A 14,732-nucleotide genomic window follows, 5' to 3' on the forward strand; every position below is an offset into this window, starting at 1 on the left:
GGAGAGGTCCTAACCGGGGCGGACGGTGCGCAGAACGGTCTGCCCGGCGTCGAGCCGGCGGATGTTGTCGGTGATGTCCCGAACCCGTCCGACGAAGGTGTGCCGGGTGACGCCGGACGAATGCGGTGTCATGAGAAGGTTCCGCAGTTCCCGGAACGGGTGCGCGGCCGGGGCACCCCGACCGTTCGGGTCGGGGTCGGCGTACCAGACGTCCACCGCCGCCGAGGCGATGACGCCCGTCGCGAGAGCGTCGTAGAGCGCCTGTTCCCGAATCAGCGGGCCGCGGCCGACGTTGATCACCACACCACCGGCTCCCAGTGCCGCCAATTCCGCGGTGCCGATCATTCCGCGGGTCGCGGAGTTCAGCGGCGCCGACACGACCACGATGTCGGACTCGAACATCAGCCGCAGCAGCGACGAGTGGCCGCCCGCCCACACGAGTCCTTCCGCACCGGCGTCGACACCTCCCCGGCCGGTTACGGCGCAGCCGGACGAACCGAATGCTCGAAGTAGGTTCCACGACCGCCTGCCGATGTGACCGAACCCGACGAATCCGATGCGGGCGTCGTGCATCGACGCCGGCTGCGGGATCGCGTCGTCGTACACGGAGCTGGCCCATCGGTCGCCGCGCAGCGCACGATCCTGATCGAGCAGTCCGCGTCGCAGCAGAACCGCCGCCGACACGATGTATTCGGCGATGGAATCTTCGTGATGGAAGGTGTTGGCCACCACAGTGTCAGCGGGGAGGGCGTCGAAGTCGACCTTTTCGGTACCCGCGCCCGCTACGTGCACCAGACGGAGTTTCGGTGCCGCGGCGGCCATCGCGGCGGTGAACCGGCCACCGACGTACACGTCGGCGTCCGCCAGATCGGCGACGATCAGCGGTTCGTCGAACCTCTGATGCCAGGACACGGAAGCCCCGGACGGCAGCCCGCATTCGAACAGCTCCTTGTGTGGCAGCAGGTTCCGGTCGCCGACGACGATCTTCACCGGCCGCGTACCAGTGCGGGCCGCTTGCTGTCGAAAGTCCAGTTCGGCACGAGGAACTGCATGCCCACCGAATCGTCGCGGGCGCCCAGACCTTCACGGAGATAGAGTTCGTGCGCCGCTTCCACCCGATCCATGTCGAGCTCCACACCGAGACCGGGCGTGGTCGGCACGGTCAGGTATCCGTCTTCGATGGCGAACGGCGTCTTCGTGATCCGCTGCCCGTCCTGCCAGATCCAGTGCGTGTCGATGGCGGTGATGTCACCGGGTGCGGCCGCTGCCACATGGGTGAACATCGCGAGGGAGACGTCGAAGTGATTGTTGGAATGCGAACCCCACGTCAGCCCCCAGGCGTCGCACAGTTGCGCCACCCGAACCGAACCCGCCATCGTCCAGAAGTGTGGGTCGGCCAGGGGAATGTCGACGGCGCCGGAGCGGATGGTGTGGCCCATCTCCCGCCAGTCGGTGGCGATCATGTTCGTGGCCGTCGGCAGTCCGGTTGCCCGCTTGAATTCACTCATCACTTCACGGCCGGAGAAGGTGCCCTCGGGACCCACCGGATCCTCCGCGTACGCGAGGACGTCACGCAATCCCCGGCACGTCTCGATCGCTTCCGCCAGCAACCAGCCGCCGTTGGGGTCGAGCGTGATGCGTGCGGACGGGAACCGTTCGGCCAGCGCGGTCACCGCCGCCGCCTCTTCGCGGGGGGCGAGCACCCCACCCTTCAGCTTGAAATCCTCGAAACCGTAACGCGCATGGGCCGCCTCGGCGAGGCGGACGATGGCATCGGGGGTCAGGGCTTCCTCGTGCCGCAGACGAAGCCACTCGTCGGACTCGCCCTCACCAGACAGGTAGTCGAGGTCGGTCGCCGTCCGATCGCCGATGAAGAAGAGGTACCCGAGCGCCTGCACGCGATCCCGTTGCTTGCCGTCACCGAGCAGGCCCGCGACCGGGACACCGAGGTGCCTGCCGAGGAGATCCAGCAGGGCCGACTCGACCGCGGTCACGGCGTGAATCGCCACGCGCAGGTCGAAGGTCTGATTGCCGCGTCCGGCGGCGTCGCGATCCGCGAACGTCCGGCGCATGTCGGCGAGGACGGCGTTGTACTCGCCGACGCTGCGGCCCGTCACGATCAGGCGGGCGTCCTCGAGAGTGTTCCGGATCGGTTCACCGCCGGGTACCTCTCCCACGCCGACGTTGCCGTCGGAATCGGTGAGGATCACCAGGTTGCGGGTGAAGTACGGGGCATGCGCGCCGGAGAGGTTCAGCAACATACTGTCTCGACCTGCAATCGGGACCACACGCATGTCGGTGACGACCGGGGTGTCGGCTGTTCTCATTCCCTACCTTTCGAAACACGAGACCGCCGGTGACGCGGCTCACAAGAATCGTATGGGCGGCCATCGATACGTGTCCAACACTTGTTGAGCATCGATCGATGCTCATCGTGCATCACCTCAGCTGCCGTCCCCGGCGGCCAACATCTACCCGACCGCGAGTGGCATGCCCAGTTCCGCACGACCGCGGGGATGGTGACATTCGGCGACGTGGTGTGCCTCTCGCACGTCCACCGCCTTCGGAGGTATCGTGCTCGCGCAGACGTCGGTCGCGTGGGCGCAGCGGGTGCGGAACCGGCAGCCGGACGGCGGGTTCAGCGGCGAGGGCACCTCACCGTCGAGAATGATCCGGTGTTTCCGCGAGGCGGCGTCCAGCTTGGGCGCCGCGGACATCAGCGCCTCCGTGTAAGGGTGCGCCGGCCGGTCGAAGACGGCGTCCGTCGCACCCGTCTCCACGATCCGCCCGAGGTACATCACCGCGACTCGATCGGCGACGTGCCGGACCACGGACAGGTCGTGGGAGATGAACACGTACGAGATCCCGAGCTGCTTCTGCAGATCGCCCAGCAGGTTCAGTACCTGAGCCTGGACCGAGAGGTCGAGTGCCGACACCGGTTCGTCGCAGATGACGACGCTCGGGTTCAGGGCCAGGGCGCGTGCGATGCCGAGCCGCTGACGCTGTCCGCCGGAGAACTCCTGCGGATACCGGTGCTCGTCACTCGCCCGCAGCCCGACGCGCTGCAGCAGTTCCCGCACCCGTGCGGTGCGGTCCCGACCCGACTTGTACAGATCCTTGTGGGTTCGCCACGGTTCCGCGATGATCTCGCCCGCCGACATGCGCGAGTTCAGCGAGGCGTACGGATCCTGGAACACCATCTGCACCCGGCGGCGCAGGGCCAGCAGATCCTTGCCCCGCAGCGAGAACGGGTCGACCCCGTCCCACGTCACCGAACCGGAGTCCGGGCGCTCGAGCATCATCAAGGTGCGTGCGAGAGTGGATTTGCCGCAACCGGATTCGCCCACCAGGCCGAGAGTCTCACCGCGAGCCAGGTCGAGGTGAATGCCGTCGAGAGCGCGTAGTTGGTTCTTGCCTGCCTTGTTGGCGGGAACCTTGAAAGTTTTGGTCAGCCCCCGCACCTCGAGTATCGACTCAGACACCGGTTACCTCCTCGGGGAAATGACATGCGGATCGACGACCGGCTCCTCGGACCTTCTCGAGCGGCGGCCGGGTCGTGCGGCAGAGATCGCGGGCCAGCGGGCACCGGGCCTGGTAGACACAGCCCGAGGGAATGGAATGCAGGTCCGGCGGGGTGCCGCCGATGGACTTCAGATCTTCTCCGCGCACTCCGCGCACCGGGACCGAATCGAGCAGGCCCTTCGTATACGGGTGGCGCGGATGGGCGAATACCTCGGACACCGGGCCGGTCTCGACCACGTTGCCGGCGTACATGATTGCGACGCGGTCGGCTTCCTCGGCGACGAGAGCGAGGTCATGGGTGATGAGAACGACCGCCATGTCGTGTTCGCTGCGCAGGTCGCGCAGCAGGGACATGATCTGTGCCTGCACGGTGACGTCCAACGCGGTGGTCGGCTCGTCGGCGAGCAGTACCGACGGGCTGAGCGCGACGGCCATGGCGATCAGCAGTCGCTGGCGCATGCCCCCGGAGAACTGGTGCGGGTACGAGTCGGCGCGGGAGTCGGGTTCGGGGATGCCCACCCGGCGCATCAAGGCGATCGCTTCCCGGCGCGCCTGTTTGGCCGTCATACCGCCGTGGAGCCGAAAGGGCTCTGCCAGTTGCTTACCGACGGTGTAGACCGGGTTCAGCGCGGTCAGGGCATCCTGGAAGACGATGGCGAGTTCGGTGGCGGCCAGGGCGCGGCGGGTCTTGGCGTTTGCGGTGACGAGGTCCACCTCCCCGAGGCGCACCGAACCGCTGGTGATGTCCGCGATCGGCTCGAGCAGACCGACGAGCGCCTGGGCGGTCATCGATTTGCCACACCCGGATTCGCCCAGCAGGGCGAGCGTCTCACCACGGCGAGCGGTGAACGACACCGTGTCGACGGCCCGGACGGTCCCTGCGGGGGTACGCAGGTCGACGGTCAGATCCGAGACCTGGAGGGCCACACGGTCGGTCTCTGCGATCTCGGGAGATTCGACGGCTGCTGCGGGTGCGCTCATGAGACGACCTTTCGGGTGGGGAGAAGGCGCGAACGGCGCGAGCGGGGCACGGTCAGGCGCCAGCGCTGGCCCGGGTCGGTGGCAATGCGCGCCCACGCGGCCAGTACGGTGGCCGACACCGTCGTGATCACAATGGCCAGACCGGGGAAGAACGCCAGCCACCACGCGGTCTGTAGGTACGTGCGGCCCTGCGACACCATGAGGCCCCAGCTGATGTCCGGTGGCTGGATGCCGATGCCGAGGAAGCTCAGTGACGATTCGGCGAGCATCACGTAGCAGAAGTCGAGGGTCGCGACGGTCAGGAGAGTCGGCAGGAGGATCGGGAACACGTGCCGCCGGATGATTGCTCCGCTGCGAGCGCCGAAAGTCCGTGCGGCGTCGACGAACAACCGGCTCTGTAGTTCTGCCGACTCGGCGCGGGCGGTGCGCAGGTAGATCGGAATGCGGGTAATGGCCAGCACCAGAACGATGTTCGCCGCACTCGGTGAGAAGACGTACAGCACCACCACGGCCATCAGCAGGGAGGGGAAGCTCATGATGACGTCGGCGACTCGCATCGCCGTCGTCTCCCGCCATCCGCGGTGGTAGCCGGCCCACATGCCGACCAGCGAGCCGATCACGCAGGACAGCGCGACCGCGGGTAGTGCCACGAGAAGAGTGGTGCGGCACGCGACGACGAGCCGGGCGAGCATGCTGCGGCCGAGCGGATCGGTGCCGAGGATGTTCATCCAGCCGTTGGTCACGTCGAAGGGCGCGAGGGTGGATTTCTCGAGGTCCTGATCCGTGGCCGCGTCACCGACGAGCCAGGGACCGAAGACGGCCACCAGGAACACGATGACCAGGATCGCCGCGGCCACCGTGGCCATCCGGTCACGCAGCAGCAGCCGCCACAGCGGCATCTTTCCTGCCAAGGATTTCTCCGGCCTGCCGGGTGCGGTCGGGACCGGTTCGCTCGGCAACGGGACTGCGGTGGGCTCGTCCACCCGGGGAGGGTTGTCGATGGACATGTCGGCGGCCTCCTAGACCTTGGACTTCTCGCGGACACGCGCGTCGAGAAGCGCATACCCGGCGTCGATCAGGATGTTGAGCACGAAGATGCTGACCGCGGTGACGAGGACCGCGGCCTGCAGCACCGCGAAGTCGCGCTGCAGAATCGCGTCGATCATCAGTTTGCCGATGCCGGGCCACCCGAAGATCGCCTCGACCACCACGGCGCCGTTGACCAGGCCGACGGTGAGGTCGCCGGCCACCGTGAGAGCGGGTGCGGCCGCGTTGCGCAGCGCATGGTGGGTGACCACCCGCAGGTCGCCGGCGCCCTTGCTGCGGGCAAGACGTACGTATGGTGCGGAGAGCGCGGACACCATCGCACCGCGCACCACCTGGGTGAGCACGCCGAGCGGCCGGATCAGCAGCGTGGCGATCGGCAGGATCCACGACAGGGCACTGCCCGTTCCCGACGTGGGGAGCACACCGAGCACCACGGCGAAGATCCACACTCCGGTGATGGCGAACCAGAAGTCGGGGATGCTGGCGGCGGTCATCGACAGCAGGCTCGACACCCGGTCGGCCGGCGAGTTGGGCCGGTACGCGGCCCAGCACCCGATCACGACCGCACCGATCACCGCCAGCAGCATGGTGAAGAACGCGAGCTGGAGGGTGGCGGGGAAGGCCCGGAGCGCCATGGCGGCGGCGGATTCGCCCGTCCGCAGCGACTCACCGAAGTCGAGGTGGACGACCCCGGAGAGGTAGTCGAGCATCTGGCTCAGGACCGGCTTGTCCAGACCGTTCTCCGCGGCGAACTCCGCCCGCTGATCGGGTGTGGCCGACACGGGCAGGTACAGGTTGGTCGGATCACCGGTGAGACGGGCGAGGAGAAACACACCGAAAAGCACGACGAGCAGTGGAACGAGACTGGTGTACACGCGTCGGCGCAGGAATGCGAACACGGGTCACCGCCTTTCGGACGGTATCGGTCGGGACATCAGGATTCCTCCGGGTGGGCTGGGGAGAGGGCTAACTGCTCGCATCGGTGTCGGCGCGGGTCATCTCGCTCAAGCGCATCTCGTCTCCCGTCGCCGAGTTCGGCTCGTACCGGACGGACGGCGACTTGGCGAGCACCGCATTCATGTGCGCGATGTACGCGAACTGGCGGAGCTCTGTCGGTTCGTCCGCGAGAACCGCCGCAAAGGCGTCCTGGCGGGCGTCCCCGACGAGCGCTTCGGCCGCGTCGATCCGCGCGTCGTACGTGTCTGTGCCGAAATAACTTTGGTAACCGTCACTGCGCATGTACTGGTCGACGGTGAACTGCGCATCACCCGCCTGGTTGCCGTGCTGAATCATCAGCAGCACGGGACCGGCGTCGGGGAACGGGCGGATCTGGTACTGCATCTGCCCGGCCGTGTCCATCATCTCGATCTTGACGTTGAGACCCGCCTCGCTGAGCGAGTTCTGGATGACCTCGATGGTCTCGTTGATCTTCGGGAACTGACCGGTGCGGCCGATCAACCGAATTTCCTTGTCTACCGGGACGCCGTCGGCCTTCGCCTCGGCGACGAGTGCGGCCGCCCGGCTGGGGTCGTACGGTGTGGGCTGCAGATCCGGATCGAAACCGACGATGCTGCTGCCGACCAGCTGCGCAGCCGGATCGCCGAGCCCTTGGAAGAGCGCCTTGACGATGCCGCTGCGGTTGACGGAGTAATCGATCGCCTCGCGGACGCGGTAGTCGTCGAGCGGCGGTTCGTTCGCCTGCATCCGCAGCGCCGTCGTCTCGTTGTTGGGGTACGCGACCCCCAGGTCGCCCGCCCCGTCTTCCGGCCCCAGGTAGGTGGCCAGTTCCGCTTCGTCGTTGGTGACCATGGCGGCGCGCACACTGCCCTCGGTGCGCCACTGGTAGATCGCGCGCGCATACTCGGGCATCGCACCCCAGTAGGTGTCGTTCCGGACCAGCGACAGGCGCTGACCGTGGTCCCAGTAGTCCACCCGGTATGGACCCGTTCCGATGGGTTCGCGCACCTTGTCCTGCGCGTCCGTGGTGGTGGGCACCATCTCCACGAACGAGATCCGCAGCGGAAGGATGGGATCGGCGGTGGGCGTCGTCACCGTCACCGTTTCGGGGTCGACCGCCGCGACCACCAGCGCGTCGTCACCGAAGACGTACCCGTCCACATCGCAGCCGATGGTGGAGTTGACGGCCCGGTCGATCGAGAAGGCGGCGTCCGCGGCGTCGAACACGCTGCCGTCGCTGAACGTCACGCCGGGACGGATGCGGAACGTCCACACGTTCCCGGACGTCTGCTCCCAGGACTCGGCGAGTTTCGGTTCGAGGTCGCCCGTGTCGGCGTTGCGCTCGACCAGGGGTTCGGTGATGTTCGACCGCACCACGACACCGGTCGAAGTGAGGGACGCGTCGCAGGGTTCGAGCGTGGGCGGCTCCTGGGGGAGCACGATGCGCAGCGTGTCGGGGCTGGCGGCATCGCTGTGGTTCGAATTGGCCACCGAGCAGCCGGCGGCCAGCGCCGACACCGTCATCGCGGCTGTGGCTGCAATGGCGGCGCGGTAACGGGTTCCCTGCTGCAACGAACGTGCAGGGCTCATGGTGTCCTCCGTAGGATGTGTCGCGACTGTCCGCGAATGAAGAGGGCCCGCCTGTGACGGTAGACACACGCTAGAAGCGGCTCGGAACAGCGTCAACAGCGGAAAGTCGAGGTTGCTTCGCCAAAAGGCCAGGTGAGCCCCGTCACATGATGCCCGCCAAGGAGACTGCGATCACCCTCGAGCAGGCCCGTGACCGGCGGATATCCGGTGGCGCTCCCTCTTGCCGTCGTCAGAGTGGCCGTCAATCATGCCGTTTCGGTATCGGTCCATGTTATTTACGTGTTGGACAGGCTTTGGGACCCGGCTTAACGTTCGAGTATCCCGATGCGTGGAGACTCGCTCCACCTCGTGCGAGGAGGACTGAATGGCAACGGCAGAGGCTTCTCCGAATTCGATTGCGGCCCAGGATGTTCGTCTCGGCCGAGTACTGAAGGTCGGACCGCTGAAGCCCTCCCTCGCGGCGACGCTGACGGAACGGTACGACGCGCTCGACCTCCCCATGGGCGCCGGGCAGTCGAATTTCCTGCGCGAGCACGCCGAGTCCGTCACTGCGGTGGTCACGTCCGGCCGGACCGGAGTCGATGCGACGTTGATGACCGCCCTCCCCCGCCTCGGGGCGATCGTGCACTTCGGAGTCGGTTACGACACAACAGATGTCGCGCTCGCCGCGGAACGCGGCATCGGAGTGAGCAACACTCCGGACGTCCTCACCGACTGCGTTGCCGACACCGCGGTCGGGTTGCTGATAGACACCCTTCGCAGGTTCTCGGCCGCCGACCGCTACGTGCGGGCGGGGCGATGGCCTGTGGACGGCAACTTCCCCCTCACCCGCAAGGTGAGCGGCGCCCGGGTCGGCATCGTGGGGCTGGGTCGAATCGGCTCGGCGATCGCCACCCGACTCGAAGGATTCGGTTGCTCGATCTCGTACCACAACCGGCACGAGGTGCCCGGCTCTGTGTACACGTACGTCGGTTCGGTCGTGGAACTCGCCGCCGGCGTCGACGTACTCGTGGTGGCAGCGGCGGGAGGTCAGGGCACTGCGAAGCTCGTCGACCGCGCCGCGCTCGAGGCGCTCGGTCCCGACGGCTATCTGATCAACGTGGCCCGCGGCACGGTCGTGGACGAAGAGGCACTCGTCGAGTTGCTCACCGAACGACGCCTGGCGGGGGCGGGTCTCGACGTATTCACCGACGAGCCGCACACTCCCGAGGCGCTACTAGCACTCGACACCGTCGTCCTTCTTCCCCATGTCGCGAGCGGCACCGTCGAAACTCGAGCCGCCATGGAGGCGCTCACGTTGCGCAACCTCGACGACTTCCTCACCTCGGGCACACTGACCACCCCGGTGGTGCAGCCGAAGGTACTCGCCCGCTGAGTCACCGCGCTCATAGATGAACCGGGGGTCGAGGCCGGCTACCCGGTGATGCGAAGTTACGGATTACCGAAGTCTCGGTTTCCGCCCACCGAAGTCGAGTGCTGTGAGTTCGATCACAGTCGAACTTGGAGCTGCCGTAACCTTGTCACCCGTCCAGTTCCACGCGTGACTTGAACGCCGTTCGGGATTTTTCCCGCTCAGCCAGGCATCGCGTTGCGTCGACGCAGCGGGGGCGCACCCGAAACAGTCGCGACTGCACCCATGCGAGACCCCGGCGGCGCATCACGCCGGAAAGTACCGCCCTGTTTACATGCACCGACAAGTTAGGTTATGCATTCCATGCTTTGTTGGTGTTCGTTGAACTCGAAGGTGTGCACACGTGACTTTCTCCCGTCGGCAATTCATCTCTGCCGGACTCGGCACGACGGCGTTGATCGCCCTTGCTGCCTGTAGTTCCTCCGAGTCTTCGGAGGGATCCGGAAACCCTGGTTCCGGTGGCACGTTGCGGGTCGGCGCACTGGGGCAGCCGTCGAAGATCGAACGCGACCCCCATCAGACGCTGAGCAATGACAGCGACTTCCTGATCACCTCGCTGGTATACGACGCACTCACCGTCCCCGGCGAAAACCCCAACGTGGCACCCCGTCTGGCGTCCGAATGGACCCAGCTCGAGGACCTTCGCAAGTGGAAGTTCACGCTCGCCGAGGGCGCGACGTTCCACGACGGAACACCGGTGACCTCCGAGGACGCGGTGTGGTCGCTGCGACGCCTGCGAGAAATCGCCGGCGAGACCAAGGTTCCTGTTGCCTCCGTGGAGGACATCGTCCCCGACGGCCCCTCGGCCGTCGTGATCACCACCGCCGCACCGAACCGCGAGCTTCCCCTCCTGCTGCGGTTGATGACGTTCGTCGTGAAGAAGGACACCACCGACTTCACCACGCCGGTGGGTACGGGACCGTTCAAGCTGGAGTCGTACCGCGACGGGAACGCGCGCCTGGTGCGCAACGAGAACTGGCACGGTGGCACCCCGCTTCTCGAGGCCATCGAGGTGACGCGCTTCGACAGCACCACGGCGATGGCCAACGCGGTGATTGCTCAGCAGATCGACCTCGCGTCCAACGTCGGAGCCGTGGCGGGCCGCACCGCCGACGGGCGCGACAACCTCACGGTGGTGCGCCGTCCCAACGACGTCGTGATCCCCATCGTCATGCGCACGTCCGACGGTCCATTCGCCGATCCCCGGGTGCGCGAGGCACTTCGACTCGCCGTAGACAGGGACGCCATGGTCAAGCAGGTGACGTCCGGGTACGGCACCGTCGCCAACGACGTGCTGGGCACCGGCGATCCCACCTACGACTGGTCGCTGAAACAGCGCAGCCGCGATATCGAGAAGGCGAAGCAGCTGCTCCGCGAGGCCGGCTTCGATACCGGCCGGACGTACACCCTCTTCACCAAGGAGGAAGCGGCAGGCGAGGTCGACTCCGCGAAGCTGTTCGCGACCCAGGCCCGGGACATCGGTGTGACAATCGACGTGGTCACGCAGGATGCCAACGCGTTCTACGACGAAACGTGGCTGAAGGCTCCGCTGTACACGGCGAACTGGGGCACCAACGACTCCGTCATCTTCTTCGCCAGCAAGGTGATGTATTCGGGCACCAAATGGAACGAATCCGGGTTCCGCGATCCCGAGTTCGACGCCGCCTACCTCGAGGCGCTGGCGGCTCCTGACGACGACACCTACGCCAAGGCGAGTCGCACTCTGCAGGAGATCGAATACGCACGAGGCGGTTACCTGGTGTGGGGCATGGCCGACGGAGTCGACGTCGCCTCCTCGAAGGTGCAGGGCCTGCCCGAACTCGGCGGATACGGACGCGTGCAACTGGAAAAGACCTGGCTGTCGAGTTGAGCGAGTCCACCACCACGGCCGCGTCGGCCGCCACAGTCGTGGCGGCCGACGCCCGTCGGTTCACCACTCTCGGGACGCGGGTCTCGGTGGTGCTCGCCCAACGGGTGTCGATCCTGGTACTCGTCCTGGTCCTCGTATTCGTCGCCATCGATCTCCTCCCGGGCAGCGCGGCGCGCGCAGCCCTCGGCCGCGATGCCACCGAGGAACAGATCTCGGTTGCCGAGCAGGCGCTGGGACTCGACCGGGCACTGCCGGTGCGATTCGTGATCTGGTTCAAGGGGCTGCTCACGGGTGACCTCGGAACCACCGTGCGTGGCACCCCGATCACCGAGATACTCGCGTCCAAGTTCCCGAGCACGTTGCTACTCGGGGGGCTCGCACTGGCCCTGACGACCATGGCAGCGCTGCTCGGTGGTGCCCTGTGGGCGTTGCGCCCACGCAGTGCCGGCGCCCGCGTCCTGTCACCGGCCACCACGATGGTGATCGCGGTTCCCGAATTCGTCATCGCCACCCTGCTCGTCCTTGCCTTCTCGCTGGGAACCGGCTGGTTTCCGGCCGTGACGATCACCGATTCGGCAGGCGGCCCCCTGGACTCCTCCATGCTGGTGCTGCCCGTCATCGCTCTCGCAATCCCCCAGTCCGGGTGGAACATTCGGGTGACGCGTGCAGCCCTGCACGAGGCCGCGCAGGCGCCACACGTGCTCGCCGCCGTCCTCGACGGCCTGCCCCACCGGCACGTACTGCTACGCCATATCCTGCCGATCGCGCTACCGACCATCGCCACCTCCCTGGCCACCTCCGTCGGAATGCTGCTCGGGGGCGCGCTGGTAGTCGAAACGATCTTCAACTATCCCGGCATCGGCTCCGTCCTGTCCGGTTCGGTCGCCGACCGTGACGCGGCACTGGTCGCCTCGGTGGTCGCCCTGACCGGTTCCGCTATCACCTGTGTACTGCTTGCCGCGGACCTGTTGCGTGCGTGGTCGGTCCGGGGGCGCGCATGAGCCGGCCCTGGATGCGTCCTGCGCTGCTCGCGCTGCCCGCTGCCGCCGTCATCGCGCTGGCGGTACTCGGCCCCTTCTTCGCACCGCATGCTGTGGACGCCGGTGTGGACATTCCCTACGCCGAGCCGTCTGCGGCGGCGCCCTTGGGCACTGATCACCTCGGCCAGGACGTACTGACGCATCTCCTCGTCGGGGGGTGGGGACTGCTCGTGCTCGCCGCGGTGATCGCCGTCCTCGTCACCACGCTGGCGGCCGTCATCGGTACCGTGGCGGCCCTGCGGCCCCGGGTCGGCGCAATCATCGAACGGTCCACCGACGCCCTGATGTTGCTTCCGCCGATCCTCGCGATTTTGCTGGTGATGCTGTCGTGGCCGAGTTCGGGCGCCGCCGGCCTGGTCTTGATCGCCGTGGTCGTCGGTACTCCCTACACCGCACGGGTTTTCGCCGCCGCCGCCAGTGGTGTCGCCGCGTCGGGATACATCGAAGTCGCCGCTGCGAGTGGCGAGCGCCTGGCGTATCTCGTATTCCATGAAGTCCTACCGAACCTGCGCGCCACGGTGACCACCCAGCTCGGCCTCCGATTCGTGGAGGCAATGTACCTCGTGAGTACTGCCGCGTTCCTGCAGTTGCCGACGGCGCTCGGGGATTCCAACTGGGCGCTGATGGTGCGGGAGAACAGCTCCGGGGCACTGCTCAACCCGTGGTCGGTTCTCGCACCCAGCCTCGCGATCGGGTTGCTTGCGGTCAGCGTCAATCTCGCCATCGCCTCGGCCCGGACCGGCCGGCAGGGGGTAAACGTATGACGGATCCGGCAGTGGTCGCTGAACATCTGACCATCACCGCCGCCGACACGGCGGCGCCGCTCCTGCAGGACGGGTCGATCACCCTGCGCCCCGGCACGGTCACCGCAATCACCGGTGAATCCGGATCGGGAAAAACGACACTTCTGCAGGCGGTCGTCGGATACCTTCCGGCCGGAGCCCGCCGCGAGTCCGGCAGTCTCCGGGTGCTGGGGCACGACGTATTGACGATGGAGCCCGAACCCCTGCGTCGACTCCGCCGGGCACACCTGGCTTTCGTGGGGCAGGATCCCGGATCGGCCCTGAACCCCACCATGCGAGTGGGCGCGCTGCTCCGCGAAGTCGCGGCCACCCGCGACCCCGACGAACCGGCCCGCGTCCTGGAGCGTGTGCAGTTACCCGCCTCGGTTCTTCATCGCCGTCCGGGCGCCCTCTCGGGCGGCCAGCAGCGGCGGGTGGCGCTCGCCCGGGCCCTGATACGGGGTGTCGACGTGCTTCTTGTCGACGAACCGTTCGCCGGATTGGACGGGCGTGTGCGGCACGAAGTCGCCGACGTCCTGCGCCGTCTCGCCGATACCGGTGTCGCAGTCGCGGTGTCCGGTCACGACACCACGGTCTTGCACGAACTCGCGGATCACACCGTGCACCTGGGCGTCCCCGTCACCACCAGGGTGCACACCACTGCCACGACGGCAGAGACTCCACGCGGTTCCGCCGTGCTGTCCGCATCCGGCCTCGGTCTCGTCCGTGGCGGTAGAGCTGTTCTGGCGGGTGTGGATCTCTCGGTCCACCCTGGTGAGGCGACCGCGGTCCTCGGCGAATCAGGAGCCGGGAAAACGACTTTGGCGCGGGTGCTCGCCGGCCTCGAACCGGCCGCGACGGGAACGATGCGGCTTCACGATGCCCCGCTCCGACTACCGATCGCCCGCCGGCCACGGTCGCTGCGCGGCCGGATACAGCTCATCCCGCAGAACCCGCTGTCGACACTCAATCCCGCTCACACCGTGGGACATACCCTCGCCCGGCCCTTGCGGCGTCGGGGTGTCCGAGGTAGGGCCCACCTCGACAGCACGGTCACCGCGCTGCTCGCCACCGTGGGGCTCACCGGGGCATTCGCCGCTCGTTACCCTTCCGAACTTTCCGGTGGTCAGCGCCAACGCATTTCGATCGCGCGCGCACTGGCTGCAGAACCCGACGTCCTGATCTGCGACGAGGTGACATCCGCGCTCGATGCCGCTACCGCGCAGTCCGTCATGGATGTGCTTCGCGGGACCATGCACGAGCGACATACGAGCTTGATCGTGATCACTCACGATCTGGAACTCGCGGCCCGATACTGTCGGGACGTACTCGTGATCGACGACGGACGGGTAGTCGAATCCGGCTCATACGCCGCGGCCGACCGGCTGAGCTGACCCATCGAATCCGAAGGTAATCAATCGTTAAAGCACACTGCCACATAGGAATACGTTGATCTGTCGGTGCTGTGATCTGCCGCACAAGGGGTTTCGGTTGGCCTCAAATGAGGTTAGCCTTCCCATACACTGATTCCG

At 66.9% G+C, this 14,732-nt stretch carries 12 protein-coding genes; 5 read left to right on the forward strand and 7 right to left on the reverse strand.

Annotation, left to right across the window (positions count from 1 at the left end):
* Window positions 1–9 precede the first annotated feature (9 nt).
* The 7 genes from R4P95_RS22665 to R4P95_RS22695 form a co-directional block, all read right to left on the reverse strand.
* Window positions 10–990, reverse strand: a complete 981-nt coding sequence (locus R4P95_RS22665) for a 2-hydroxyacid dehydrogenase (RefSeq protein ID WP_317745346.1) — start codon at window positions 988–990, stop codon at window positions 10–12.
* Window positions 987–2,327: a glucarate dehydratase gene (gene gudD, locus R4P95_RS22670; RefSeq protein WP_317745347.1), complete on the reverse strand. Its 1,341-nt coding sequence runs from the start codon at window positions 2,325–2,327 to the stop codon at window positions 987–989. Before gudD ends, R4P95_RS22665 begins: the two co-directional genes overlap by 4 nt.
* A 144-nt stretch (window positions 2,328–2,471) precedes the next feature.
* Window positions 2,472–3,482, reverse strand: a complete 1,011-nt coding sequence (locus R4P95_RS22675; protein ID WP_317745348.1) for a dipeptide ABC transporter ATP-binding protein — start codon at window positions 3,480–3,482, stop codon at window positions 2,472–2,474.
* Window positions 3,475–4,503, reverse strand: coding sequence for an ABC transporter ATP-binding protein (locus R4P95_RS22680; protein WP_317745349.1), 1,029 nt, complete (start codon window positions 4,501–4,503; stop codon window positions 3,475–3,477). Before R4P95_RS22680 ends, R4P95_RS22675 begins: the two co-directional genes overlap by 8 nt.
* Window positions 4,500–5,510: an ABC transporter permease gene (locus R4P95_RS22685; RefSeq protein ID WP_317745350.1), complete on the reverse strand. Its 1,011-nt coding sequence runs from the start codon at window positions 5,508–5,510 to the stop codon at window positions 4,500–4,502. The genes R4P95_RS22680 and R4P95_RS22685 overlap by 4 nt, the downstream gene beginning before the upstream one ends.
* A gap of 12 nt (window positions 5,511–5,522) precedes the next feature.
* On the reverse strand, window positions 5,523–6,449 hold the full coding sequence (locus R4P95_RS22690; RefSeq protein ID WP_159918684.1) for an ABC transporter permease: 927 nt from the start codon (window positions 6,447–6,449) through the stop codon (window positions 5,523–5,525).
* Between the two features lie 67 nt (window positions 6,450–6,516).
* Complete coding sequence (locus tag R4P95_RS22695; RefSeq protein ID WP_317745352.1) at window positions 6,517–8,097, reverse strand: ABC transporter substrate-binding protein; 1,581 nt, start codon at window positions 8,095–8,097, stop codon at window positions 6,517–6,519.
* A 364-nt stretch (window positions 8,098–8,461) separates the two neighbouring features.
* On the opposite strand from R4P95_RS22695, the gene R4P95_RS22700 reads away from it, so the two are divergent.
* The 5 genes from R4P95_RS22700 (at window position 8,462) to R4P95_RS22720 (ending at window position 14,594) form a co-directional block, all read left to right on the forward strand.
* Window positions 8,462–9,472, forward strand: coding sequence for a 2-hydroxyacid dehydrogenase (locus R4P95_RS22700; protein WP_317745353.1), 1,011 nt, complete (start codon window positions 8,462–8,464; stop codon window positions 9,470–9,472).
* A 379-nt stretch (window positions 9,473–9,851) separates the two neighbouring features.
* Window positions 9,852–11,378: an ABC transporter substrate-binding protein gene (locus R4P95_RS22705; RefSeq protein WP_317745354.1), complete on the forward strand. Its 1,527-nt coding sequence runs from the start codon at window positions 9,852–9,854 to the stop codon at window positions 11,376–11,378.
* Window positions 11,375–12,379 (forward strand): ABC transporter permease, encoded by a 1,005-nt coding sequence (locus R4P95_RS22710; protein ID WP_317745355.1) that lies wholly within the window; start codon window positions 11,375–11,377, stop codon window positions 12,377–12,379. Before R4P95_RS22705 ends, R4P95_RS22710 begins: the two co-directional genes overlap by 4 nt.
* A complete protein-coding gene (locus R4P95_RS22715; protein ID WP_213574916.1) occupies window positions 12,376–13,182 on the forward strand; it encodes an ABC transporter permease in 807 nt (268 codons plus the stop codon). The genes R4P95_RS22710 and R4P95_RS22715 overlap by 4 nt, the downstream gene beginning before the upstream one ends.
* Window positions 13,179–14,594 carry an ABC transporter ATP-binding protein gene (locus tag R4P95_RS22720; RefSeq protein ID WP_213574918.1) on the forward strand — a complete coding sequence of 472 codons (1,416 nt, stop codon included), beginning with the start codon at window positions 13,179–13,181 and terminating at the stop codon, window positions 14,592–14,594. Before R4P95_RS22715 ends, R4P95_RS22720 begins: the two co-directional genes overlap by 4 nt.
* The last annotated feature ends 138 nt before the right edge of the window (window positions 14,595–14,732 follow it).

The sequence above is a fragment of the Rhodococcus sp. IEGM 27 genome (assembly GCF_033142305.1).
GTDB lineage: Bacteria > Actinomycetota > Actinomycetes > Mycobacteriales > Mycobacteriaceae > Rhodococcus_F > Rhodococcus_F oxybenzonivorans.